The 23,119-nt window shown below is 68.9% G+C and carries 24 protein-coding genes; 14 read left to right on the top strand and 10 right to left on the bottom strand.

Going from position 1 to position 23,119, the window contains the following annotated elements; all coding sequences use genetic code 11:
• Positions 1-238 precede the first annotated feature (238 nt).
• From hemL to D7D52_RS06440, 7 genes are all read left to right on the top strand, one after another.
• Positions 239-1,576 carry a glutamate-1-semialdehyde 2,1-aminomutase gene (hemL, locus tag D7D52_RS06410; RefSeq protein WP_120735478.1) on the top strand — a complete coding sequence of 446 codons (1,338 nt, stop codon included), beginning with the start codon at positions 239-241 and terminating at the stop codon, positions 1,574-1,576.
• A gap of 1,268 nt (positions 1,577-2,844) precedes the next feature.
• Positions 2,845-3,450: a histidine phosphatase family protein gene (locus D7D52_RS06415; protein ID WP_120743864.1), complete on the top strand. Its 606-nt coding sequence runs from the start codon at positions 2,845-2,847 to the stop codon at positions 3,448-3,450.
• The gene (locus tag D7D52_RS06420; RefSeq protein WP_120735479.1) at positions 3,447-4,079 is read left to right on the top strand and encodes a TlpA family protein disulfide reductase; all 633 of its coding nucleotides are present in this window, start codon (positions 3,447-3,449) and stop codon (positions 4,077-4,079) included. Before D7D52_RS06415 ends, D7D52_RS06420 begins: the two co-directional genes overlap by 4 nt.
• A gap of 5 nt (positions 4,080-4,084) precedes the next feature.
• The gene (locus D7D52_RS06425; protein WP_120743865.1) at positions 4,085-4,909 is read left to right on the top strand and encodes a cytochrome c biogenesis CcdA family protein; all 825 of its coding nucleotides are present in this window, start codon (positions 4,085-4,087) and stop codon (positions 4,907-4,909) included.
• A gap of 1 nt (position 4,910) precedes the next feature.
• Entirely contained in the window at positions 4,911-6,530 is a 1,620-nt protein-coding gene (resB, locus tag D7D52_RS06430; RefSeq protein WP_120735480.1) for a cytochrome c biogenesis protein ResB, read from the top strand.
• Positions 6,530-7,516 carry a c-type cytochrome biogenesis protein CcsB gene (ccsB, locus tag D7D52_RS06435; protein WP_120735481.1) on the top strand — a complete coding sequence of 329 codons (987 nt, stop codon included), beginning with the start codon at positions 6,530-6,532 and terminating at the stop codon, positions 7,514-7,516. The genes resB and ccsB overlap by 1 nt, the downstream gene beginning before the upstream one ends.
• 142 nt (positions 7,517-7,658) lie before the next feature.
• Positions 7,659-8,849: a 3-ketosteroid-9-alpha-monooxygenase, oxygenase component gene (locus tag D7D52_RS06440; protein WP_120735482.1), complete on the top strand. Its 1,191-nt coding sequence runs from the start codon at positions 7,659-7,661 to the stop codon at positions 8,847-8,849.
• Positions 8,850-8,918: 69 nt separating this feature from the next.
• On the opposite strand, the gene D7D52_RS06445 is transcribed toward D7D52_RS06440, so the two are convergent.
• Positions 8,919-9,560 carry a TetR/AcrR family transcriptional regulator gene (locus tag D7D52_RS06445; protein WP_120735483.1) on the bottom strand — a complete coding sequence of 214 codons (642 nt, stop codon included), beginning with the start codon at positions 9,558-9,560 and terminating at the stop codon, positions 8,919-8,921.
• 110 nt (positions 9,561-9,670) lie between these two features.
• Between D7D52_RS06445 and D7D52_RS06450 the strand changes: the two genes are divergently transcribed.
• Positions 9,671-10,072: a Dabb family protein gene (locus tag D7D52_RS06450; protein ID WP_120735484.1), complete on the top strand. Its 402-nt coding sequence runs from the start codon at positions 9,671-9,673 to the stop codon at positions 10,070-10,072.
• A 106-nt stretch (positions 10,073-10,178) separates the two neighbouring features.
• On the opposite strand, the gene D7D52_RS06455 is transcribed toward D7D52_RS06450, so the two are convergent.
• Positions 10,179-10,367 carry a hypothetical protein gene (locus tag D7D52_RS06455; RefSeq protein WP_120743866.1) on the bottom strand — a complete coding sequence of 63 codons (189 nt, stop codon included), beginning with the start codon at positions 10,365-10,367 and terminating at the stop codon, positions 10,179-10,181.
• Between the two features lie 103 nt (positions 10,368-10,470).
• The gene (locus D7D52_RS06460) at positions 10,471-10,701 is read right to left on the bottom strand and encodes a BldC family transcriptional regulator (RefSeq protein WP_120743867.1); all 231 of its coding nucleotides are present in this window, start codon (positions 10,699-10,701) and stop codon (positions 10,471-10,473) included.
• Positions 10,702-10,927: 226 nt separating this feature from the next.
• Here D7D52_RS06460 and D7D52_RS06465 point away from each other — a divergent pair, with 226 nt between their 5' ends.
• The 5 genes from D7D52_RS06465 (at position 10,928) to D7D52_RS06485 (ending at position 13,840) form a co-directional block, all read left to right on the top strand.
• Positions 10,928-11,239, top strand: a complete 312-nt coding sequence (locus tag D7D52_RS06465; protein ID WP_162958178.1) for a DUF4229 domain-containing protein — start codon at positions 10,928-10,930, stop codon at positions 11,237-11,239.
• Positions 11,236-12,321, top strand: a complete 1,086-nt coding sequence (gene cds1, locus D7D52_RS06470) for an L-cysteine desulfhydrase Cds1 (protein WP_120735485.1) — start codon at positions 11,236-11,238, stop codon at positions 12,319-12,321. Before D7D52_RS06465 ends, cds1 begins: the two co-directional genes overlap by 4 nt.
• A gap of 260 nt (positions 12,322-12,581) precedes the next feature.
• Positions 12,582-12,803, top strand: coding sequence for a helix-turn-helix domain-containing protein (locus tag D7D52_RS06475; RefSeq protein ID WP_120735486.1), 222 nt, complete (start codon positions 12,582-12,584; stop codon positions 12,801-12,803).
• On the top strand, positions 12,803-13,393 hold the full coding sequence (locus D7D52_RS06480) for a Clp protease N-terminal domain-containing protein (RefSeq protein WP_120735487.1): 591 nt from the start codon (positions 12,803-12,805) through the stop codon (positions 13,391-13,393). Before D7D52_RS06475 ends, D7D52_RS06480 begins: the two co-directional genes overlap by 1 nt.
• 66 nt (positions 13,394-13,459) lie before the next feature.
• Entirely contained in the window at positions 13,460-13,840 is a 381-nt protein-coding gene (locus D7D52_RS06485) for a phage holin family protein (RefSeq protein WP_120735488.1), read from the top strand.
• A 2-nt stretch (positions 13,841-13,842) separates the two neighbouring features.
• On the opposite strand, the gene D7D52_RS06490 is transcribed toward D7D52_RS06485, so the two are convergent.
• Positions 13,843-14,718, bottom strand: coding sequence for a 1,4-dihydroxy-2-naphthoate polyprenyltransferase (locus tag D7D52_RS06490; protein ID WP_120735489.1), 876 nt, complete (start codon positions 14,716-14,718; stop codon positions 13,843-13,845).
• A gap of 78 nt (positions 14,719-14,796) precedes the next feature.
• Positions 14,797-15,252, bottom strand: coding sequence for an SRPBCC family protein (locus D7D52_RS06495; RefSeq protein WP_120735490.1), 456 nt, complete (start codon positions 15,250-15,252; stop codon positions 14,797-14,799).
• Positions 15,253-15,444: 192 nt separating this feature from the next.
• Here D7D52_RS06495 and D7D52_RS37575 point away from each other — a divergent pair, with 192 nt between their 5' ends.
• Positions 15,445-19,065 carry an AfsR/SARP family transcriptional regulator gene (locus tag D7D52_RS37575; RefSeq protein ID WP_162958179.1) on the top strand — a complete coding sequence of 1,207 codons (3,621 nt, stop codon included), beginning with the start codon at positions 15,445-15,447 and terminating at the stop codon, positions 19,063-19,065.
• On the opposite strand, the gene D7D52_RS06505 is transcribed toward D7D52_RS37575, so the two are convergent.
• From D7D52_RS06505 to D7D52_RS06525, 5 genes are all read right to left on the bottom strand, one after another.
• Positions 18,988-19,896: a cytochrome c biogenesis CcdA family protein gene (locus tag D7D52_RS06505; RefSeq protein ID WP_120735491.1), complete on the bottom strand. Its 909-nt coding sequence runs from the start codon at positions 19,894-19,896 to the stop codon at positions 18,988-18,990. The genes D7D52_RS37575 and D7D52_RS06505 overlap by 78 nt on opposite strands.
• The gene (locus tag D7D52_RS06510) at positions 19,893-20,660 is read right to left on the bottom strand and encodes a DsbA family protein (RefSeq protein ID WP_120735492.1); all 768 of its coding nucleotides are present in this window, start codon (positions 20,658-20,660) and stop codon (positions 19,893-19,895) included. Before D7D52_RS06510 ends, D7D52_RS06505 begins: the two co-directional genes overlap by 4 nt.
• Positions 20,661-20,720: 60 nt before the next feature.
• Complete coding sequence (locus D7D52_RS06515; protein WP_162958180.1) at positions 20,721-21,146, bottom strand: hypothetical protein; 426 nt, start codon at positions 21,144-21,146, stop codon at positions 20,721-20,723.
• 79 nt (positions 21,147-21,225) lie between these two features.
• Positions 21,226-22,062: an ABC transporter permease gene (locus tag D7D52_RS06520; protein ID WP_120735494.1), complete on the bottom strand. Its 837-nt coding sequence runs from the start codon at positions 22,060-22,062 to the stop codon at positions 21,226-21,228.
• Positions 22,059-23,072, bottom strand: a complete 1,014-nt coding sequence (locus tag D7D52_RS06525; RefSeq protein WP_120735495.1) for an ATP-binding cassette domain-containing protein — start codon at positions 23,070-23,072, stop codon at positions 22,059-22,061. The genes D7D52_RS06520 and D7D52_RS06525 overlap by 4 nt, the downstream gene beginning before the upstream one ends.
• Between the last annotated feature and the right edge of the window lie 47 nt (positions 23,073-23,119).

Consider the following 23,119-nt stretch of genomic DNA (forward strand, 5'->3'; position numbering starts at 1 on the left):
GTTCGCGGCCCAAGCGCAGGCCTATGGAGCGCTTGTTCTGGACTGAGTGGAGCGGGGGAGCGTAGCGGAGGAGCGGAGGGAGGGAAGAACAAGACCTCCACGGCACCCACCTCCCTGGGCCTGCCCGCGAACCCGCCCGGAGCGAAGCGGAGGGCAATTTGACACAGCACTGTGGGAGGGGCCACTCGACTACACCCTGTCGTCGACGCGGGTGGGGGCGGCTGAGAGACTGGGTGCCGTGAGTTCTTCTCCGCGTGTGAGCCAGGTGTCGGTCCCGGTCTCGGCCCAACTTTTCGAACGCGCCGCGGCGGTCATTCCGGGCGGCGTGAATTCGCCCGTGCGCGCGTTCAACTCCGTGGGCGGGACACCGCGATTCATCGCGTCCGCGCGCGGCTGCACGCTGACCGACGCCGACGGCAACGAGTACGTGGACCTGGTGTGCTCGTGGGGTCCGATGATTCTCGGGCACGCGCATCCGGCGGTCGTCGAGGCGGTGCAGCGGGCGGCCACGGGCGGGCTGTCCTTCGGCGCGCCGACCGAGGCGGAAATCGAACTCGCCGAGGCCATCGCGGGCCGGGTCGCCCCGGTCGATCGGGTGCGGCTGGTGAACTCGGGCACCGAGGCCACCATGAGCGCGGTCCGGCTGGCGCGCGGCTTCACCGGGCGGTCGAAGATCGTGAAGTTCAGCGGCTGCTACCACGGGCATGTGGACGCGCTGCTGGCCGACGCCGGGTCGGGTCTGGCCACCCTGGGTCTGCCGACCTCGCCGGGCGTCACCGGCGCGCAGGCCGCGGACACCATCGTGCTGCCCTACAACGATCTTGCGGCTGTGGCCGCGGCGTTCGAGGCGAATCCGGGCCAGATCGCCTGTGTCATCACCGAGGCCGCGGCGGGCAATATGGGTGCGGTCGCGCCGGTGCCCGGCTTCAACGAGGGACTGCGCAAGCTCACCACCGAGCATGGCGCGCTGCTCATCATGGACGAGGTCATGACCGGTTTCCGGGTGAGCCACTCGGGCTGGTTCGGCATCGACGGGGTGGCCGGTGACCTCTACACCTTCGGCAAGGTGATGAGCGGTGGCCTGCCGGCCGCGGCGTTCGGCGGCCGCGCCGACATCATGAATCGCTTGGCGCCGCTGGGGCCGGTGTATCAGGCGGGCACCCTGTCGGGGAACCCTGTCGCGGTGGCCGCGGGCCTGGCGACGCTGCGCAATGCCGACGAGCAGGTGTACGCGACGCTGAACAAGAACGCGGAGCGCCTGGGTGCGCTCATGACCGAGGCGCTGACCGCCGAGGGCGTCGCACATCGGGTGCAATTCGCGGGCAATATGGTCAGCGTGTTCTTCGCCGAGAACCCGGTCACCGACTACGCCGCCGCCAAAGCGAGCGAAACCTGGCGTTTCCCAGCCTTCTTCCACGCGCTGCTGGACGCCGGCGTGTACGCGCCGCCGAGCGCCTTCGAAGCCTGGTTCGTCTCGGCCGCTCTCGACGAGAACGCTTTCGACCGCATCGCCGCCGCCCTCCCCGCCGCCGCGCGCGCCGCGGCGGCCGCCACCCCCGAAGGATCCGCCGCGTGAGCTCCGCCCACCCCGACTCCGGCCTACCGTCCCCCACCCCCCACGAGGCCCCCCTCACCCCCGCCGACGCCACCCGCCTGCTGGACTCCATCCGCCAGGCCGAACACGACCTGGCCGTCACCGGCGAACACATAGCCGTCTCCCCGACCACCGAACCCGCCACCGTCGCAACGGATTCCGACAAACCCGCCGCGCACAACCCCGAGTCGTCCCCGGCCGATTGCGCCGAGTCCGCGGCGCATGGGTCCCCCGGGGAGGCGCCCAGCGACGCGCAGGCCGGACGGGCGACGGAGTCGAGCAACGCCACCGCCGCAACGGATTCCGGCAAACCCGCCGCGCATAACCCCGAGCCCTCGCCGGCCGATACCGCCGAGTCCGCGGCTTCGCACGGGTCCTCCGAGGAGGCGCCCAACGACGCGCAGGCCAGCCGCCCGACGGAGTCGAGCGATGCCAGCGCCACGGGTGACCGGCGTGAATCTGCCGAATCAGCTGCTGAATCGGATGTTTCGGGCGAGTCTGAGGCTACCGGCGCAGAAGGGACCGCCTCCTCGGCCCCGGTTGTCGGGCGCGACGACTCCGCTACCGGCCCGGCCGACTCGGCATCCGGGGCTTCGGTGACCGCGGGCGACGAGATTGCCGCCCCGGCGAGCGAGGACGCGAATCCGGTCGACGAATATCCCGCTGCCGTCGCCATCGACACCGCGGAAGGATCCGCTGCCGATCGTGAAGCGGGCGCGTCCGGGACCGAGTCCGTGGATGCCGAAGGGGTTGTGCCGCTGGCTGGTTCGGATGCGGCCGCGTTCGGTGCCGCGGTCGCGACGGCGGACGAGCGGGCCGTGGGTGCGGCCGAGGCTCGGTTCGAGGAGGCGGTGCCGGTGCGGTCCGCGGCGGAGGTGTTCGCGGCCGTTGCCAGTGCCGCCGATGAATTCGCGGCGGAGACGGGTGATGCCGAGGCGGTCGCGGGGGTTTCGGAGTTCGTGCAGTCCGCGGCGTTCACGGCCGAGGTGGTGGTCGAGGTCGATCCGGCTACGGAGCAGTCGACCGACTCCGCTGCCGAGGCGAATGCCGCCTCGGCACAGGCCGATGCGGTCGACTCCCAGGACCACGCGGCTGGTGCCCAAAGCGCCGCGGCCGGTGGGCAGGATGACGCCGTTGAGGGGCGAGATGATCGGGCTGCCGCGTCGGACGCGGGCGAAACTTCGCTCAGGGCAAGTGGGTTGGTGTTGCCCGGGGATGTGGCTTCCGATGTGGAGACCATTGTGCATGTCATGCGGCATGGTGAGGTGCACAATCCGCGGGGGGTGTTGTACGGGCGGTTGTCCGGGTTTCAGTTGTCGGTGACGGGGCGGGCGCAGGCGCAGACGGTGGCGCGGGCGCTGGCCGATCACGATATCGCGCTGGTGGTGGCGTCGCCGTTGCAGCGGGCGCAGGAGACCGCGGAGCCGATCGCGATCTCGCACGGGCTCACCGTCCGGACCGACGAGAATTTGATCGAGGCCGGCAATACCTTCGAGGGCCTGCGGGTTTCGGCGCGTGACGGCGCGCTGCGCAAGCCCCGGCACTGGTGGAAGCTGCGCGATCCGTTCACCCCGTCCTGGGGTGAGCCGTATCTGCAGATCGCGCACCGCATGCTGGCCGCGGTGAACAAGGCCCGCGTGGAGGCCGCCGGTCGCGAGGCCGTGCTGGTCTCGCATCAGCTGCCGGTGTGGACGCTGCGCCGTTTCCTGCAGGGCCAGCGGCTGTGGCACGATCCGCGCCAGCGGCAGTGCTCGCTGGCTTCCCTGACTTCCCTTGTCTACCAAGGCGATACGTTGATCGACATCGTGTACTCGGAACCGGCCGGCGCGTCGGATCCCGCGGTGACCGGAGCATGAGAGCCGCCCTGACGTCCCCGGCCGCGCGCCCGTTCCGGCGCGCGGCGGCGCTGCTGGCGGGTCTGTGCGCGACGGTGCTGCTGGCCGGGTGCACGACGGCCGGCAAGGACGCGGTGGCGCAGGGCGGCACCTTCGATTTCGTCTCCCCGGGCGGCAAGACCGAGATCTTCTACGATCCGCCGTCCGCCCGCGGCACCATCGGCAAGCTGTCGGGCTCGGATCTCATGCACGACGGCAAGACCGTCGGCGTGGACGATTTCCCGGGCCAGGTCGTGGTGCTGAACATCTGGGGCCAGTGGTGCGGCCCGTGCCGCGCGGAAGCCCCGGCGCTGGAGCAGGTGTACGAGGCGAGCAAGAACAACGGCGTCGCCTTCCTGGGCATCAATGTCCGTGACAATCAGAAGGACAAGGCTCAAGATTTCGTGACCGACAACAAGGTCGGTTACCCCTCGATCTACGACCCGTCCATGCGCAGCCTGCTCGCGCTCGGCGGCAAGTTCCCGACCAGCGTCATCCCCACCACCATCGTGCTGGACAAGCAGCATCGGGTGGCGGCGGTGTTCCTGCGCGCGCTGCTGGCCGAGGATCTGCGGCCGGTGGTCGACAAGCTCGCGGGGGAGCAGTCGTGAATCACGTGACCGTGCTTGCCGGCGTGGGGGATTCGTTCCAGCAGACCGCCGCGACCGGACCGCTCGTCCTGGCCCTGGGCGCGTGCCTGCTGGCGGGTCTGGTCTCGTTCGCCTCGCCGTGTGTGGTGCCGCTGGTGCCCGGCTACCTGTCCTATCTGGCCGGTGTGGTCGGCGCGGAGGCCCCGCCGGTGACGGTGGATTCGGCCAAGAACGCCAAAACCGCGGTGGCGGGCCGCAATTCGGCACGACTGCGGGTGGCGGGCGCGGCGGGCCTGTTCGTGGCCGGCTTCACCGTCGTGTTCGTGCTGGCCACGGCCGCGGTGTTCGGCGCGATCCAGCTGGTGAACCTGAATCGCGAGATGCTGCAACGCGTCGGCGGCGTCGTCACCATCGTGATGGGGCTGGCCTTCATCGGCCTCATTCCGGCGCTGCAGCGCGACACCCGCATGGAGCCGCGCCGCCTGAGCGGCATCATCGGCGCACCGTTGCTGGGCGCGGTGTTCGCGCTCGGCTGGACACCGTGCCTGGGCCCGACGCTGTCGGGTGTGATGGCGGTGTCGGCGGGCACCCAGGGCGCCACCGCGATTCGCGGCGTCGCCCTCACCGTGGCCTACTGCCTCGGCCTGGGCCTGCCCTTCGTGATCCTGGCCTTCGGTTCGGCGACCGCATTGCGCGGCGTCGGCTGGTTGCGCCGTAATTCCCGCACCATTCAGGTGATCGGCGGGCTGCTGTTGGTGGCCGTCGGCATCGCCCTGGTGACCGGGGCGTGGGACCAGTTCGTCTCCTGGGTCCGCGACGCCTTCGTCTCGAATGTGACCCTGCCGATCTGACATGACTGCCACCATCGAAACCCCCAGCGCCCCTGCCCGTCCGCCGCGTCAGCCCCCGATGCGCCGCGCGCTCGCCGTGCTGCGCAACGTCTGGCGCGGCCTCACCAGCATGCGCACCGCGCTGATGCTGTTGTTCCTGCTGGCCCTGGCCGCCATCCCGGGCGCGCTGCTGCCGCAGCGCAGCCTGAACGCGGGCAAGGTCGCCGACTACATCCGCAATCGCCCGACCCTGGGCCCGTGGATGGATCGGCTGGAACTGTTCGACGTGTTCTCCAGCGTCTGGTTCACGGCCGTCTATGTGCTGCTGTTCGTTTCGCTGGTCGGCTGCATCCTGCCGCGCTGCCTGGACCACTATCGGGCGCTGCGGACGCCGCCGGTCAAGGCGCCGCGCAACCTGTCCCGGCTGCCGCTGCACTACGAGGGCGCCGATGCCGAGAGCCCCGAGCAGGTCATCGAGCGCGCCCGCACCCAGATGCGCGGCTGGCGCACGGTGGTCGCGCCGGGCAATCGTGAAGGGGAGCTGACCCTTTCGGCCGAGAAGGGCTACACCCGCGAGCTCGGCAATCTGGTGTTCCATCTCGCGCTGGTGGGTCTGCTGGCGGCGGTGGCGATCGGCAAACTGTTCGGCTACGAGGGCAATGTGGTCGTGCTCGCCGACGACGGCCCGGGTTTCTGCACCACCTCGCCCGCGGTCTTCGACTCCTTCCGCGCCGGCAATGTGAACGACGGCACCGGCCTGGCCCCGATGTGCGTGCGGGTCAAGGACTTCAAGGCCGACTACCTCGACAACGGCCAGGCGTCCATGTTCACCTCGGACATCCAGTACCAGACCGGTAAGGATCTGAACTCCGGCGCCTGGCGGGACGCGACCATCCAGGTCAATCACCCGCTGCGGGTGGCGGGGGACCGAGTGTATTTGCAGGGCCACGGTTTCGCGCCCAAGTTCACGGTGACCTTCCCCAACGGCCAGACCCGCACCGAGGCCGTTCAGTGGAAGCCGGACGACGCCACCACCTTCCTGTCCTCGGGCGTGCTGCGCATCGATCCGCCGGGCGGCATGTATCCGAACGAGGACGAGCGCCGCAAGCATCAGGTCGCCATCCAGGGCCTGTTCGCGCCGACCGCGCTGCTGCACGGGCAGCTGCTCACCTCCATGTATCCGGCCATGAAGGATCCGGCCGTGGCGATCGACATCTATCAGGGCGATACCGGGCTGGACACCGGTCGCGCGCAGTCGCTGTTCGCGCTGGATCAGGAGATGATCAAGCAGGGTCGGCTGGTCAAGCAACAGCGCGTGAACCTGAAGCCGGGGGAGTCCGCGAGCCTGCCCGACGGCACCAAGGTGACCTTCGACGGCGCGGAAGAATTCGTGAACCTGCAGGTCTCGCACGATCCGGCGCAGCAGTGGGTGCTGGTGTCGGCCTTGACCATGATGGCGGGCCTGCTGGTGTCGCTGCTGGTGAAGCGCCGCCGCATCTGGCTGCGCGTGTACCCCGGCGCGCCCGCCGATGGGGTACGACGTACCGTAGTAGAAATGGGCGGACTGGCTCGCACCGACCAGGCCGGGTGGGGCGGCGAATTCGACCGCCTGCGTGAGCGGCTGCTGACGGGAGACAAGTAATGCCGATCGACGAAACCATCGCCTCCTACAGCGATCTCGCGTTCAAGTCGGCCGTGGTGATCTACGCGCTGGTCTGGATCATGCTGGTGTGGCAGTTCGCCCTCACCCGCACGGTCCCGGCCACCGCACGCCAATTGGTCACCGCCGGCGGCGGTTCCGCGACCGTCGACGAGCCGCCCGCCGACGTGCCGGGCAAGGTGGCCCCGCGCGGCGAACAGCGCCCCTTCGCCGAACGCCTGGGCAATATGGCCTTCGCGGTCCTGTTCGTCGGCTTCGGCGTGCACGCGGCCTCGATCGTGTTGCGCGGCTTCGCAACCCACCGCTTCCCGCTCGGCAACATGTTCGAGTTCATCAGCATGGCCACGGCCGCCGCCGTGCTCTTGGGTCTGGTGCTGCTGCGTGATCAGCGCTACCGGGGCATGTGGTCGTTCCTGCTGGTGCCGGTGCTGATCCTGCTGTTCCTGGCGGGCACCAAGCTGCACATCGACGCCGCCCCCGTGGTCCCGGCGCTGAAGTCCTACTGGCTGCCCGTGCATGTCACGGTCGTCTCGATCGGTTCCGGCGTCTTCCTGGTCTCCGGCGTGGCGAGCCTGCTGTTCCTCTTCCGTCTCTGGCAGCCCGCCGGCGCGGAGGCCGACAACATCTTCGGCCAGCTGGCCCGCCGCCTCCCCGACGCCCAGCTGCTGGACCGCCTCGCGTACCGCACCACCATCATCGGCTTCCCCATCTTCGGCGCCGGCGTCATTCTCGGCGCCATCTGGGCCGAGGCCGCCTGGGGCCGCTTCTGGGGCTGGGACCCCAAGGAAACCTGCTCCTTCATCGCCTGGGTCCTCTACGCTGCCTACCTGCACGCCCGCGCCACCTCCGGCTGGCGCGACACCAAGGCCGCCTGGATCAACATCGCCGGTTTCGTCGCCATGCTCTTCAACCTCTTCATCATCAACATCGTGGTGAGCGGGTTGCACTCGTATGCCGGCCTGAACTGACGCAAGGGTTTTCGAGGGCCTCGGCACTGTGGTGCCGGGGCCTTCGTCGTGGTGGGGCTACCCATGAGTACCGATGCGCGGTACCGTGTTAAGCGACCGTGATTAGAACACGTTCTAGTTTGATGCGAGTGGGAGGGTTCTCATGGCAGTGGCGCCGCAGGGCCGGGTCGGCAAGGTCCGGGAGATCGATGTGGGGACCGCGCCTACCCGGTATGCCCGGGGCTGGCATTGTTTGGGGCTGGCCAAGGACTTTCGGGACGGGAAGCCGCATCAGGTGTCGGCGTTCGGGACCAAGCTGGTGGTGTTCGCGGACAGCTCGTCGGAACTGCATGTGCTGGATTCCTACTGCCGCCACCTGGGCGGTGACCTGAGTATGGGTGAGATCAAAGGTGATTCGATCGCCTGCCCGTTCCACGACTGGCGCTGGGGCGGGAACGGCAAGTGCACCGGGATTCCCTATGCACGGCGGGTGCCGCCGTTGGCGCGGACCCGGTCGTGGGCCACGCTGGAGCGCAATGGGCAGCTGTTCGTCTGGCACGACCACGAGGGCAATCCGCCGACCGACGAGGTGACGATCCCCTATATCGAGGGGCCGTACACCGATGCGGACGGCAACGGCACCGAAGGGCTGTCCGACGGCTGGACCGAATGGACCTGGGAGTCCATGGTGATCGAGGGCTCCAACTGCCGCGAGATCATCGACAACGTCGTGGACATGGCGCATTTCTTCTACATCCACTTCGCCTACCCGACGTACTTCAAGAACGTCTTCGAGGGCCACGTCGCCACCCAGTACCTGGACTCCACCGCCCGCCCGGACAAGGGCATGGCCACCCAGTACGGCGGCAACTCGACGCTGAAGTCGGTGGCCTCCTACTTCGGCCCGTCCTACATGGTGAATCCGCTGACCAACAACTACAGCGGATTCGAGCTGGAGACGGTGCTCATCAACTGCCACTACCCGATCTCGCAGGACGCGTTCGTGCTGCAGTACGGCATGTCGGTGCGCAAGCCGACCGGGGTGGACGACGCCACGGCCGACCGCATCGCCAAGAAGATGACCAAGGGCATCGGCGAGGGCTTCCTGCAGGACGTCGAGATCTGGAAGCACAAGTCCAAGATCGAGAACCCGCTGCTGACCGAGGAGGACGGACCGGTCTATCAGCTGCGTCGCTGGTACGAGCAGTTCTACGTGGACGTGGCGGATATCGATCCGAAGATGGTGCAGCGCTTCGAATTCGAGGTCGACACCACCAAGGCCAACCAGGCCTGGGAGGCCGAGGTCGCCGAGAACATGCGTCGCAAGGCCGAGCAGGACGCGCTCAGCAGCTGACGCCGCATCCGGCAAGGCACTTCCCGGGCGGGGCGAGGTCATCCCTCGCCTCGCCCGGCTTCGTAGCGCTTACGCTGTCTCTTCCCGGGCGAGATAGGCGCGTAGGAACGTGTCGGTGGCCGCCTCGGCGATGGCCTGCAATTCCGCCGCCGAAATCGCCCGATTGCCTTGGTGCGTCCGGGCTTCCAGCGGCCCGCTGAGCAGCGCGAGGAACTGTTCGGCGGCGACGGTTGGATCGCTGTGCCGCAGTCGCCCGGCCAGCGCCAGCCGGGCCAACCGATCGGCGAGGGTCTCGCGCAGGCGAATCGTGGTGCGCCGCAACACCGTATCGACCAGGTCCGGAAAATCCGCGGCCTGCGCGTAGGTGAGCCGGTGCAGGGCGAGCGCCCGCTCGTCCGAGCAGGTGCGCAACAGCAGCACCGCGGTCTCGCCGAGGGCGGCCCCGAGATCCGCGCCGGGCGCGCGCAAAGGTTCGAGGGCGGTCTCCGCCACCGCGCCGACAGTGTCCGCGGCGGCCGAAATCGCCTCGCGGAACAGGTTTTCCTTGTCGGTCAGGTGGTTGTACACCGTCGGTTTCGCGACGGCCGCCGTGTCGGCGATCTCCTGGACGCAGGCCTGGGCGTAGCCGCGCCGGGCGAAGACGGTCAGCGCCGCGTCGAGAATGGCCTGCCGCTTGTCGATCCGGCCGCGGCTCGCCCTCGCTGTGGTCACGACGCCATGCTACCGCCTCGTTCTAACTATTGAACTCGCCGGTTCAATCGGTTCTACTTTGTCCAGCTGGTATCGATAAATGAACCAGCTGGTTCAAAGGAGGAGTTGGCATGATCGTGCACGTCCTGCGGTTCCGGTTCCGGGAGGAGACGACCGACGCGCAGCGCGACGCGGTGCTGGCGGCCATGCGTCGCACGGCCGCGGTGGAGTCGGTGAATTTCTCGACCGTCGGGCAGAACCTGGGTGATCCGGCCGACGGCCTCACCCACGCGTACTGCGTGGGGATCGCCGACCTCGACGCCCTCGAGCGGTATCTCCACGATCCGGTGCATCTGGCCGGGGATCCGGAGATCGTGCCGCATTTCGCGAAACTGGTGATCGGGCCGGATCTTTCGGACGATCCGGATCCGGAGCTGGGCGCGAAGATCGAGGCGTTGCATCGGCGGAAGGTCGCCGCGTATCCGGAGTGGGAGGCGCTGATGGCGACCGTTCCCGAGGTGGTTTTCGCCTGAGAGGCCGGGGCGGGAACGACGCGTCCCCCGGGGAGCGCTGGCGCGGATCCCCGGGGGACGGTCACATCTGCCTATATAGCTATCTGCTCGGCGAGCTTCGGGTGAATCAGCCGGATTCGCCGTCGCGATGCTCTCGCGAGAGCTTGGCGAGGAAATCCGGATCGTCTTCTGGACCGATGATGCGGTTGCGCCGACCGGGTGCTGGGCCGGTGCCGGCCGATCGCTGGGGACCGAAAGCCTTCCAGCACAGCATCGCGATGGCCACCACCGCAATGAGCGCCAACAGGTACGCCACGTCGCTCACCTCCTGACTAACGAGGGTAATCCGAGTGCGTACCCGCGGCACGTGAACGTGCGGTAATCCGTGAAAAGCGGTAGATCCGGGAACTGAATAGGTGTTACACGCGGGCCTCGGTGGTGAGGGACCGCAGGAGTTGCATGACTTCGGATTCGCGGAACCGGCGGTGACCGCCCGGCGTCCGCAGGGAGCCGAGCCGACCTGCGTGAGCCCAGCGGGTCACGGTCTTCGGATCGACGTGGAACAGGGCAGCGACTTGGCCAGGGGTAAGCAAGGTGTCCTGGCCGGAGACGGAACCCAATGCGCGGCTCGGCGCGGTGAACGCAGTCATTCGCAAACCTTTCCGTTTCGACAGATCCCTCATCAGTAGCGACATCGTTGCACTGTCACCCCCGGGTGTTCGAACGGTCTCGCTTTGGTAAAGGGGAAGTAATAGACAAAACGGATATCCGTTATGTGTTTACGGTCACGTTTGATCCAGACGCAGCGAATCTCCAGCGATCGCCCGGTCCGGGCCACCGGAGGCGGACGAAACGCGGTCACCTACCCTGGGACGCGTGAGTGACGCAACCCCGACCGAAGGCGCGGGCCGCCGCCTGGCCCGAAGTTTCGCCCTCTACACGCTGGCCCGGCTCGGGCTGGTCGCCGTCATCACCGCGGTCATCCTCGGGGTGGGCGCCCTCGTGCACCTCGCCGTCCCGCTGCTGGTGGCCATGCTGTTCGCCCTGCTCATCGCCATGCCGCTGTCGCTGGTGCTGTTCAAGAAGCTGCGCTCCCAGGTGAATCGGGACATCGCCGCCGTGGACGCCAAGCGCCGCCAGGAGCGCGAGCAGTTGATGTCGCGGCTGCAGGGCAAGGACGAGCGATGAAGCGCTGCGATCGCAGCGCGCCCCGGGCCTGGGTCGACAATGCCGTCCGGCTCATCGACGCCGACACCCAGCGCAGCGCCGACACGCATTTGCTGCGCTACCCGCTGCCCGCCGAGTGGGGCGTTCAGCTCTACCTGAAGGACGAATCCACCCATCCGACAGGCAGTCTCAAGCACCGCCTGGCCAGATCACTGTTCCTTTATGCGATCTGCAACGGTTGGGTCACGGAGGGCACCACGGTGGTGGAAGCCTCCTCCGGCTCGACGGCCATCAGCGAGGCCTATTTCGCCCGGATGCTGGGCCTGGACTTCGTGGCCGTGGTGCCGGCCAAGACCTCGCCGGAGAAGCTGGCGCTGATCGAGGCGCAGGGCGGCCGCTGCCATCTGGTCGAGCGGGCCCCCGACATCTATACCGAGGCAGCGCGATTGGCGGCCGAGACCGGCGGCCACTACATGGACCAGTTCACCAATGCCGAGCGCGCCACCGACTGGCGCGGCAACAACAACATCGCCGAATCCATCTTCCAGCAGATGGCCCTGGAGACCCATCCGGTCCCGGAGTGGGTGGTGGTGGGCGCGGGCACCGGCGGCACCAGCGCGACCATCGGCCGCTACCTGCGCTACAAGCGGCACGCGACCCGGCTGGCCGTGGTGGATCCGGAGAATTCCGCCTTCTATGGCGGCTACGAGGTCGACGACCTCGGCTACGAGACCGGAATGCCTTCGCGCATCGAGGGAATCGGCCGCCCGCGGGTGGAGCCGTCGTTCGTGCCGAGCGTGGTGGACTGCATGATCGAGGTGCCGGACGCGGCCTCGGTGGCGACCGCGCGCCATGCGAGCGAGGTGCTCGGGCGGCGGGTCGGCGGTTCCACGGGAACCAACCTGTGGGGTGCGTTTGCCCTGATTGCCGACCTGATGGCGGAGAACCGTACCGGCAGTGTGGTGACCCTGCTGTGCGATGGCGGAGACCGTTATGCCGGAACCTATTTCAATGACGAATGGGTTGCCGACCAGGGGCTGAGCTTGGCCGAGCCCGCCGCGGTGCTCACCGAATTCATCGCCACCGGTACTTGGTCGGGCTAGTTTACGCACGGCACGGCACTCCGCCGATGACCGTTGATCACGCCTCGTCCTGATTGCTACTAATTTGCTGTAATGGCTTTGCAGTGGTCGAATCGTTAGCTTGGACAGCTTCTTTCGGGAGAACCGGTCGGTTTTTAGACCCCGTTTTGGTGTCAACAGGGCTTAACGATTCGGGCCGCTGACGACCCCTCCGGCGAACACTTTTCCGCACGTGTCAATTTTCGTTGACATGCCCCGAGTGTCAACGTAAATTGACACTCATGAGTGAAGCAACGACTCTGGCGGCCGCCGCCGGCAGCCCCGACCCCCAGGTCGGTCTCCGCGCGGTCCTCGCCCTGCGTCGGCTGCTCGAGCGACTCGAGGCCATCCAGGTCGGCAATGCCCGCAATCAGGGCTGGTCCTGGCAGGCCATCGCCGACGCGCTCGAGGTCAGCCGGCAGGCGGTCCACCAGAAGTACAACCGGAAGGGCGGTATCCGCTGATGTTCGAACGATTCGCCAAGGCGGCCCGGCACGCGGTCGTGATGTCCCAGGAGGAGGCGCGGGATCTGTGCTCGTCGACCATCGAGGTCGAGCACATGCTGCTGGGCCTGCTCGACAGCCCCGACGCGGGGTTGCGAGAAATCCTCGAGGCACACGGTCTCACCGCCGACGGGGTCCGAGCGGCATTGGCGCGCAAGCGAAGTGGTGAACCGCTGGGCGCCGAGGACGCGGCGGCCCTGCGGTCCATCGGCATCGACCTGGACGCCGTGCGCGAGAGCCTGGAGGCCACCTTCGGGGAGAACGCCCTCGAGCAGGCGGCCGTGCCCGCCGAGAAATCCCGCTGGGCCAAGTACTGGGGTGCGGAAGGCGGTCCGCGCGGCCACATTCCGTTCACCAAGGAGTCCAAGAAGATCGTGGAGCTGTCGCTGCGCGAGGCGCTCACCCGCGGCGACGACCGCATCGAGGCCGGGCACCTGATGCTGGCCGTGCTGCGCGCGCCGAACGAGGTCACCCGTCGCCTGCTCGGCGACGACGCCGCCGTGGCGACCCTGCGCGCCGCGGTGACCGGCTATCTGGGCCGCGCGGCCTGAACCGGGCCCGTCACCCGCCGACCGCCATGTCCGGCTTCCGCGTGGCGCACGCCCTACGATCGGGGCATGACGCTCCTGATACGTCTGCTGATCAACGGCGTGGCCATCTGGCTGGCGGCCGCCTGGGTGACCGGCATCGAGATCAAGACCCCCGAGGACACCACCCAGAGCAAGCTGCTGGTGATCGCCGCCATCACCGTCGTGTTCGCCCTGGTGAACGCGCTGGTGAAGCCGATCGTGAAGGTGCTCTCGTTCCCCTTCATCGTGGTGTCGCTCGGCCTGTTCCTGCTGGTGATCAACGCGCTCATGCTGTGGCTGACCGCGAAGATCACCGGCACCACGGATTACGGCCTGCGCGTGGACGGATTCTGGGCGGCCGTGCTCGGCGGCATCATCATCTCGCTGGTGAACTGGGTGCTGGGGGTGCTCGTCCCCGACGAGGACTAGGGCTACAGCCCCGAGATCGTCAGCGCGACAGCGGTCAGCACCGACCAGACCAGCATCGCCAGACCGGTTCCGGCGAGGGCGGGAATCAGACCCGGCCCGTTCTTGCCGGACCGCACCGGCTCGTTGGCCTTGAGCGCCAGCGGCAGGGCGATCAGCCCGGCCAGCGCCCACGGGGTGCGGGCCACCAGGGCGAGACTGGCCAGGAAAGGCACCGCCAGCAGCACGACATGCAGTGTGCGGGTGCGCGTGTCGCCCAGGCGCACGGCCAGCGTCAGCTTGCCGGATTCGGTGTCGGTCGGGATGTCGCGCAGATTGTTGGTGACCAGCACCGCGCTGGAGAACGAACCCACCGCCACCGCGCAGGCCAGCCCGGCCCACTCCACCCGCCCGGCCTGCACGAACTCGGTGCCCAGCACCGCCACCAGGCCGAAGAACACGAACACCGCGATCTCACCGAAACCGCTGTAGCCGTACGGGTTCCGGCCGCCGGTGTAGAACCACGCCCCGGCCAGGCAGGCCGCGCCCACCAGGATCAGCCACCAGGCGCTGGTGGCCACCAGGACCAGGCCGATGATCGCGCCGAGCGCAAGGCAGCCGACGGCGGCATTGCGTACGGCTGCCGGCGCGGCGAGCTTGGCGCCGACCAGGCGCAGCGGGCCGACCCGCTCGTCATCGGTGCCGCGAATGCCGTCGGAATAGTCGTTGGCGTAGTTCACGCCGATGATGAGCGAGACCGAAAGCAGCAGGCACAGTACCGCTTTCCACCAGACGAACCCCCCGATCGAGGCGGCGGCCCCCGTGCCCGCCAGCACCGGGGCGATGGCGTTGGGCAGGGTGCGCGGCCGCGCGCCCTCGATCCACTGCGCTGCTGTAGCCATGCACCGCAGCCTAGTGCGCACCGCGGCGCCCGCGCCCGCCCAGGGCCGGAGGGCGCGATCGGTGCGGCCGCGCCGCGATCAGGCCTCGGCGGCGGCCTTGAGCTGGGCCAGTCCCTTCTCGAAGTCCTTGCCCACCAGTCGATCCATCGGGACCAGCTTCCCGATGATCGCCATCAGCCCCTGCCGCTGACCGGTCATGCGCCAGGTCACCTCGGTGGTGTCGCCCGCGGGGCGGAATTCGAAGGTGACCTGATTGCTGGCCTTGAACGGCTTCTCGAAGTTCAAGCGGATGCCGATCGAGTCGGCGGTGGCGGCGGTGATCTCCATCTCGCCGCGGCCGGCCTTGCGATTGCCGTTCCAGGAGTAGTGGGCCCCGATGCCGCGGTCCGCGCCGCTGTAGACGCGTTCCATGCTCGGGTCGGTGTCCTCCCAGGGCGACCATTTGCGCCACTGGTGGAAGTCGTCGATGAGTGCCTGCACCTGCGCGGGATCGGCCTTGATGACCGTTTCCCGGTGAATGTCGAATTCGGCCATGGCAATGAGAGTAGGCCGTGCGCTCGCCCGGCGAACCCAAGCTCGCAAAACCTGTTGAACCGGGCCGTGCGGATCCGGTAGACCGGGTCCGACCCCAGTCGCGGGAACTCGCAGCGCGGCCTTCGGACACCTCCGGCATCGACTCGGACACCTCCGGCATCGACCCGATGGCTCACCTACGATTGGCAAGGAATGAATTCGGAAAACGGCAGTTCGAGCACGGGAAGCGCGCGGGTGGCGGACGTGGGCGACTCGACCCTGGTGGCCTTGCTGGGCGAGATCGCGCTACGCCGCGACGGTGCGCTCGCCGCCGTACCCGGCGCCCGCGCCCGGCTGCTGGTGGCGGCGCTGGCCACCCATCCCGGGCGCAGCCGCGGCGCGCAGGCGCTGATCGACGATATCTGGGGCGAGCAGCCGCCGCGCGCGCCGATGAACGCGCTGCACACCCAGGTCTCACGACTACGGTCGGCGCTGCCCGACGGCGCGCTGGAGATCGGCCCGGCCGGCTACCGGCTGCTGCTGAGCCCCGACCAGGTCGACCTGACCCTGGCCCAGCAGCTGGAAAGGCAAGCGCGCCAGGCGCACAACGCCGGGGACCACCGGGCGGGCCTGGAACTGGTGGCCGCCGCGCGCGCCCTGTGGCGCGGTGAGCCCGCCGCCGATCTGCCGCCCGGTCCGGTCGCCGAGGAACTCGCCGCCCTCGCCGCCACCCGCCGCCGCGCCCTCGACCTCCTCGAACTGAGCGCCCGCGAGGCCGTCGGCGATCTGCCCGCCGCCATCGAACTCGCGCAGCAGGCGGTGGTGGCCGATCCGTTCGACGAGCCCGCCCACGCCACCCTCATGCGCCTGCTCGCGACCGCGGGCCGCACCAACGAGGCCCTCGACGTCTTCGCCACCCTGCGCACCCGGCTGGTCGATCAGCTCGGCGCGAACCCGGGCCCGGCGCTGGTGGCGTTGAACACCGCGATTCTGCGCGGGGAACCGTTGCCCGGGCAGGCGGCGCGGCCGAGCGGCAATGGCGCACAGGGTAATTCGGGATCCGGTACATCTTCTGCCCGCCGCGATGGTGCCCTCGACGGTTCCGGCGCAGTGGTGGCGGAGCGGGCGCTGTCCGTGGTGCCCGGCGCGGGTCAGGGCGGCTTCCCTGACGGCGGTCCCGCTGCGGGCGGGCAATCCAACTCGATCGAAGGCCGCGTCGGGCCCGAAGCTCTACGCACGCAAGGCAATTCGCACATCTCCGTCTTGGGCGGGCCGGTACGGACGCGACCCGCGGGCGACACGGGCGGTTCCAATCGTGCCGCCGAGGCCCGAGAGTCGGTGGGGGAGAATGCGATCGGTCTGCGGGCCGCGCCGAACCCGCTGCTGGGCCGCGAAAGTGACCTGTCCGTATTGGAGCAGCTCCTGCGGACCTCGCGGGTGGTCACCGTGCTCGGTCCCGGCGGCACCGGCAAGACCCGGATCGCCAACGAACTGGGTGCGCGGATGGCCCACGAGACCGCGGTGACACTGGTCGAATTGGCCTCGCTGCGCGCGGACGCCGAGGGTTCGGCCGATACCCGCTTCGAGATCGAGACGGCCATCGCGGCCACGCTCGGGGTCGCCGACGTGGTGTGGGAGACCCGGATGCTGGCCCAGAAGCAGAGCCGCGACCTGCGCCAGAAAGTGCGCGAGATCCTGGGTGCGAAGCCGACCCTGCTGATCCTCGACAACTGCGAGCATCTCATCGAACCGGTGGCCGAGGTGGTCGCGGACCTGGTGGGGGTGAGCGATCAGCTGACCGTCCTGACCACCAGCCGCGCCCCCCTGGAGATCACCGCCGAGACCGTCTATCCCTTGCCGCCGTTGACGATCGACGCGGCCGGTTCGCCCGCCACCGATCTGTTCGAGGCGCGCGCCCGGGCGGTGCGGCCCTCGGTGCGGCTGGATCCCGAGGTGGTGGCCCGGCTGTGCCGCACCCTCGACGGGCTGCCGCTGGCCATCGAGCTGGCGGCCGCGCGGGTGCGCACCATGAGCGTGGAGGAGATCGACTCCCGGCTCGATCACCGCTTCGCCCTGCTGCGCAGCGGGGATCGCAGTTCGCCGCAGCGGCATCGCACCCTGCACGCGGTGATCGAATGGAGCTGGAATCTGCTGGACGAACCGCAGCGGGTGGCGCTGCGCCGGCTGTGCCGGTTCCCGGCCGGATTCACCCTGGAGGCCGCCGGACACCTGTTGTCCGGACCCGATATCGACGATCCGGCCATGGCGCTGGACGGCCTGGTGAGCCAGTCGCTGCTGGCGGTGCTGGAGGACGAGACGGGCGGCACCCGCTACCGCATGCTCGAGACGGTCCGGGAATTCGGTGAGGAGCAACTGGCCGGCGCCGGTGAGATCGAGCTGGTCATGGGCCGAATGGCGCAGTGGGGCAAGGAATTCGCGGTGGAGACCGCGCGCCGCTACCACACCGACGAACAACTGCCCGCGCTGCTGGGTCTCGGCGCGGAGGCCGACAACCTGACCGCCTTGCTGCGCTACGCGCTGGAGCGGCGCGACCGCGAGATCGTGCACACGGTGTTCCCGATCCTGGCCGGACTGTGGATGCTGCGCGGCGCGCACGCCGAACTGATCAGCTGGGCACCGCGCATTCTCGCGCTGCCGCCGGTCACCTACCCGGCCGCCTCCGACGAAACCGATCTGTGCGTCTACGGCCAGCTGATGCTCGGCATGCATCTGACCTTCGGCAGCGCCAACCTGCGCGAGCTGGCCCGGGTGCGGACCACCATCCGCCGGGTGCTGGCCTCGGGCGCGCCCATGAGCCCGGTCACGCGCTATCTCGGCGGCCTGGCCACCGGGCCGCGCACCACCGTGCAGCTGGCCCGGCGACTGAGCGCGGGCGTGCGATCACACGACGAGCAGATCCAGTTGGCGGCATTGCTGTTGCGCGCCAACCTGTGTGAGAACGACGGCATGGTGTACCGCTCGATCAAGGACGCCGAGACCGCCCTGACGCTCACCGATCGCCGCGACACCTGGGGCACCGCCATGACGACCCAGCATCTCGGCAGCATGCACGGCCAGTCCGCGCATTACGAGCGGGCGGTCGGCTACTACCGGCAGGCCGTCGACCTGCTCGAGAAAATGCGCGCCCGCGACGAGGCGGTGGAAGTCCGTGCGCTGCTGGCGATCACGCTCGCGGGTGTCGGGCAGCCCGCCGCGGCCCGGGCGGCGCTCGAGCCCACCCTCGAGGTGGTGGGTGAGCTGCCGGCCGACGCCGTGGTCACCAAAGCCAACCATCGGCTCGCCGCCGTCGCCGCCGCGCTGTCGGAGATCGAACTGGCCGAAGGGGATATCGAGACCGGGCTGCGCCGGTTCCGGCAGGTGCCCGCCCTGATGAACTGGCCGCACGATCTCGGCATGCCGGGGCCCGCGACCTTCATCTACGTCTCCGCCGCCATCGACGCCCACGTGCTGCACGGTCGCGCGGAGTTGGTGCGCCACCACGTCTCAGAGCTGGTCGCCGCCGCTATCGAGGTGTTGGGCGGACAGTTCTGGGACCTGCCCCAGATCGGCGCCATGAGCTGCGCGGTCGGTACCTATCTGCTGGCCACCGGGCAGCATCTCGAGCGCGGTGCGGAACTGATCGCCCTGTCGCCCAGGGTATTCGGGCGACAGGACTATCCGTCGATGCAGTGGCGGCGGCAACTCGAACTGCACCGGGATCGGCTCGGCGCCGACCGGCTCACCGCCGCGCTGGAATCAGTCGCGGGCCTGGGACGTCGTCAGGCGGCCAACCGAATCCTGGGACACCTCGCCGTCATCAGCGGCACCCTCTGAGCCGTCGTCCCGCCCGCCGGCCAGCAGCCGCCAGGCGAGCGCGCCCAGGGCGAGCGCGGCCAGGATCAACGCCACCGTGGCGTTCGAGACCAGGTCGCCGACCTGCCGCACCCGGGTCTCCAGCGCAAATTCGGTGTCCGCGCTGAGGATTCCGGGCAGCGACGCGGTGCCGTCGAAGACCAGCAACAGGGCGCCCAGGGCGACGAAGAACAGGCCCGACAGCACCGAGGTGGTGTGCAGTTCGACGCGGCCGAGCCGGAAGGTGCGGCCGCGCAGCCACTTCCGCCGGCCCAGCTCGAAGCGGTCCCACAGCGACGCCAGCACGAACAGCGGGGCCGCCAGACCCAGGGCGTAGACCGCCAGCAGCAGCCCGCCGCGCACCGGCGACCCGCCGACGGCGGCCACCGCCAGAATCGAGCCCAGGATCGGGCCCGCGCAGAAACCGGCCAGCCCGTAGACCAGGCCCAGCAGATACACCGCGCCGGTCTGCTCGGGACGTCCCTGCCGGGCGGCGGCCCGCTGCGCGAAGCCGAAAGCGAAACCGCGGCCGAGGATCTGAGCGCAGCCCAGCGCGATGATGGTCCAGCCGCCGATCGCGATCAATAGGTCCCGATGCCCGACCAGCAGCCGTCCCGCCAGCGAACCCGCCGCGCCCAACGGCACCAGCGTGGTGCACAGGCCCAGGTAGAAGACGCCGGTCCGGGCCAGCAGCCGGCCCTGATTCTCGAAGGAGTAGGCGAAGAAACTCGGCAGCAGCAACGCGCTGCAGGGACTCAGCAGGGCCAGCAGTCCGCCCAGGAAGGCGGCGAAGAAGCCGATGCCGCCGGTCATTCCGAGTCCCGTTCGGCGGCCTTGGCGGCGGCGTCGATGGTGGCGCGGAACTGCTCGAGCGGCTGCGCGCCCAGGATCGGGCGGCCGTTGACCAGGAACGCGGGGGTCGAGTTCACGCCGATGCCGATGCCCTCGTTGACATCCGACCGCACGGCCGCGGTGGCGGCGGGGGATTCCAGGTCGGCGCGGAACTTCCCGACATCGGGAACGCCTGCGGCCCCGGCCAATTCGACGAGCTTGTCGCGGGTGAACGCACCGGTGTTCTTCTTCTCCGGCGCGTGCTCGAACAGCGCCCGGTGGTACTCCCAGAACTTGCCCTGCTGTCCGGCCGCCCACGCGGCGCGGGACGCGTCCTCGGACTCCGCGCCGAAAATCGCCATGCTGCGCCACTCGATTCGCAGCACGCCCTGGTCGACGTAGTCGGCGATCAGCCGCGGCTCGACCTTGGTGGCGAAGACCTTGCAGAACGGGCATTGGAAGTCGGAGTACTCGACGAGTACGACCGGGGCGTCCGCGCGCCCCAGGGCCAGCGGGTCGTGGGCGTCACGGCGGGCCATCTTGGCCAGCTGCGCGTAGGCGGGATTGGTCTCGGTCGCGGCGGCGGTGTTCTTCGCGGGCTTCTTGTCGTCGCCCAGCATCTGCACCGCGGCGATGGCCAGCAGGCCGACGGCCGCGACGAGGGCGAGTGCGGCGAAAGTCTTTCTAGCGTTCGAATTCCGAGGTTTCCGGGATTGGGACTTCCGGGATTGGGGTTTCCGGGACATGCGTGTACTCCTCAACGGCTGCATCGAGAATGACGAAAAGGTGCTGATCATTCAGGAGCTCTAAATGATCAGCACGGTCGTCAAATGCGGGGCCGCCACCGGAAGAGTGGGCGCGCGCGGTTGCTTTCCGATCGAAATCTGCTGGGAATGCCGGAATTCCGGAACGAGGCCGACACAGTCGGCGACGAGTTGATCGCCGAGCACCCGGGGCGGTGTCGCGAGCGTCCCGGCCGGGATCGGGGCGGGCGTCTCCTGCTTGCGGCAGACCGGTGCGGGATCCACTGCCGGATGCCCGGAATCCGCGCTGACCTGCGGCGGTGTGCCGGCGGACACCGGCGCGCCCGCCACGAGCGGCGAATCCCGCTGTGACGAACCCCATCCCGCGACCGCGGCAATGAGGCCCATGACAATCACGACGGCCACCAACAGCGCACACCGATTCGACCGAATGCGCATTCGGTCGCGGAGGGCGGGGGTCGGATTCACCGACCCGACCATAACAGAACGCCCGCCCATCGAATTTCGATGAGCGGGCGTTCTCGATCGCGGGGCGAGTCGCGACGCGTCAGGCGCGCCGCATGTACGCTTTCACCGCCAGCGGGGCGAAGATCGCGATCACCACGACCGAGCCGACCAGCGACCACAGCAGGTTGGAGCTGTAGACATTGCCGTTCATGAGCTCTCGCGCGGCATTGACCATGTAGTAGATCGGGTTGGCCTTGTCGATGCCCTGCAGCCAGCCCGGCATGGTCGACACCTGGGCGAACGCACCGGACATGAAAGTCAGCGGGAACATGATCATCATCGAGATGCCCTGCACCGAGGCCGCGCTCTTGCCGGTGATGCCGACCAGGGCCCAGATCCAGCTCACCGCGAACGAGCAGAACACCACGACCACGCCGGCGACGAGCACACCGACGACGCCGCCTGCCGGACGGTAACCCAGCAGCAGGCCCATGCCCAAGGTGAGCACGGTGGCCAGCCCGTAGCGGACCATATCGGCGACGAGCGCGCCCGCCAGCGCCGAAATGCGAGCGATGGGAAGGGATTTGAAGCGATCGAACACGCCCTTGTCCATGTCCTCTCGCAGCTGCGTGCCGGTCACGACGGAGGTCAGCACCACCGTCTGCACCAGAATGCCGGGGATCAGGACAGGCAGGTAGTCGTGCACATTGCCGCCGATCGCCCCACCGAAGATGTAGGCGAACAGCGCAGTGAACAGGATCGGCTGCACGGTGACGTCGAACAGCTGCTCGGGATTGTGCTTGAGCTTGAGAATCCCGCGATAGGCCATGGTGAGCGAGTTCGCCATCGTCTGCCGCAGCGGAATGTGGTTGCTGACATCGGCAATGGGCGCGGCCGTGGCCGCGGGCACGCTGGGTGCGGTGAGTGTCGTGGTCATGCCGCGCTCCGTTCGGAATCGGTCTCGGTGTCGTCCTCGGCGCCGTGGCCGGTGAGCGCGAAGAAGACTTCGTCCAGGCTCGGCTTGGCGACGTTGATCTCGTCGACCCGGATGTCGTTCTCGCGCAACCGGATCAGAATGTCGGTGGTGATGCTGGGATCGGGCAGGGGCGCGGTGATGCGGCCCGCCTCGGGGGTGATGGTGGCCTCGACGGTGCGGCCCGCCGCGCGGGAGAGCATCTCGCCCACCAGGTTCCGGGCCGCCTCGATACGGTTGCGGTCGGCGAGCGTCAGCTGCAACGCCGACAGCCCGACCGAGGACTTGAGTTCATCGGAGGTGCCGTCGGCGATGACCTTGCCGCGGTCGATGACCGCGATCCGGTCGGCCAGTTGGTCGGCCTCGTCCAGGTACTGCGTGGTGAGCAGCACGGTGGACCCCTCCCGCACCAGCCGCCGGATGGTGTCCCACATCTGGGCGCGGGTGCGCGGGTCCAGGCCGGTGGTCGGTTCGTCCAGGAACAGCAGCGGCGGGCGCGAGATCAGGCTGGCCGCCAGATCCAGGCGCCGGCGCATACCGCCGGAGAAGTTCTCCAGCGCCTTGTCGGCGGCCTCGGTCAGGCCGAACTCCTCGAGCAGTTCGGCGGCCTTGGTGCGCGACTGCGTCTTGGACAGGCCCAGCAGGCGGGAGAAGATGATCAAGTTCTCGCTGGCCGTGAGCTTTTCGTCGACCGACGCGTACTGGCCGGTCACGCCGATCAGCGAGCGCACCGCGGTCGGTTCGGCCTGCACGTCGCGACCGAAGATGCGGGCGCTGCCGCCGTCGGGTCGCAGCAGGGTCGCGAGCATGCGGATGGTGGTGGTCTTGCCGGCCCCATTGGGTCCCAGCACTCCGTAGACAGCCCCCCGCGGCACCGCGAGGCTCACGCCGTCGACGGCTCGCTGCTCCCCGAAGACCTTGACCAAGCCGTCCGCCTCGATGGCGAGAGTCTCAGCAGGTGTGTAAGAAGTCATGGGACAACCATGCGGTGGCCCCCTTGCGCCCGCCTTGCACGGCGATT

Source organism: Nocardia yunnanensis (genome assembly GCF_003626895.1).
GTDB classification, from domain to species: domain Bacteria; phylum Actinomycetota; class Actinomycetes; order Mycobacteriales; family Mycobacteriaceae; genus Nocardia; species Nocardia yunnanensis.

What these genes read in the sequence shown, in the direction of transcription:
- D7D52_RS06415 (WP_120743864.1), top strand. Translation starts at nt 2,845, where the DNA reads ATGCGGCATGGTGAGGTGCACAATCCGCGGGGGGTGTTGTACGGGCGG.
- D7D52_RS06420 (WP_120735479.1), top strand. Translation starts at nt 3,447, where the DNA reads ATGAGAGCCGCCCTGACGTCCCCGGCCGCGCGCCCGTTCCGGCGCGCG.
- resB (WP_120735480.1), top strand. Translation starts at nt 4,911, where the DNA reads ATGACTGCCACCATCGAAACCCCCAGCGCCCCTGCCCGTCCGCCGCGT.
- ccsB (WP_120735481.1), top strand. Translation starts at nt 6,530, where the DNA reads ATGCCGATCGACGAAACCATCGCCTCCTACAGCGATCTCGCGTTCAAG.
- D7D52_RS06440 (WP_120735482.1), top strand. Translation starts at nt 7,659, where the DNA reads ATGGCAGTGGCGCCGCAGGGCCGGGTCGGCAAGGTCCGGGAGATCGAT.
- D7D52_RS06450 (WP_120735484.1), top strand. Translation starts at nt 9,671, where the DNA reads ATGATCGTGCACGTCCTGCGGTTCCGGTTCCGGGAGGAGACGACCGAC.
- D7D52_RS06460 (WP_120743867.1), bottom strand. Translation starts at nt 10,701, where the DNA reads ATGACTGCGTTCACCGCGCCGAGCCGCGCATTGGGTTCCGTCTCCGGC.
- cds1 (WP_120735485.1), top strand. Translation starts at nt 11,236, where the DNA reads ATGAAGCGCTGCGATCGCAGCGCGCCCCGGGCCTGGGTCGACAATGCC.
- D7D52_RS06475 (WP_120735486.1), top strand. Translation starts at nt 12,582, where the DNA reads ATGAGTGAAGCAACGACTCTGGCGGCCGCCGCCGGCAGCCCCGACCCC.
- D7D52_RS06480 (WP_120735487.1), top strand. Translation starts at nt 12,803, where the DNA reads ATGTTCGAACGATTCGCCAAGGCGGCCCGGCACGCGGTCGTGATGTCC.
- D7D52_RS06485 (WP_120735488.1), top strand. Translation starts at nt 13,460, where the DNA reads ATGACGCTCCTGATACGTCTGCTGATCAACGGCGTGGCCATCTGGCTG.
- D7D52_RS06490 (WP_120735489.1), bottom strand. Translation starts at nt 14,718, where the DNA reads ATGGCTACAGCAGCGCAGTGGATCGAGGGCGCGCGGCCGCGCACCCTG.
- D7D52_RS06495 (WP_120735490.1), bottom strand. Translation starts at nt 15,252, where the DNA reads ATGGCCGAATTCGACATTCACCGGGAAACGGTCATCAAGGCCGATCCC.
- D7D52_RS37575 (WP_162958179.1), top strand. Translation starts at nt 15,445, where the DNA reads ATGAATTCGGAAAACGGCAGTTCGAGCACGGGAAGCGCGCGGGTGGCG.
- D7D52_RS06505 (WP_120735491.1), bottom strand. Translation starts at nt 19,896, where the DNA reads ATGACCGGCGGCATCGGCTTCTTCGCCGCCTTCCTGGGCGGACTGCTG.
- D7D52_RS06510 (WP_120735492.1), bottom strand. Translation starts at nt 20,660, where the DNA reads ATGTCCCGGAAACCCCAATCCCGGAAGTCCCAATCCCGGAAACCTCGG.
- D7D52_RS06520 (WP_120735494.1), bottom strand. Translation starts at nt 22,062, where the DNA reads ATGACCACGACACTCACCGCACCCAGCGTGCCCGCGGCCACGGCCGCG.
- D7D52_RS06525 (WP_120735495.1), bottom strand. Translation starts at nt 23,072, where the DNA reads ATGACTTCTTACACACCTGCTGAGACTCTCGCCATCGAGGCGGACGGC.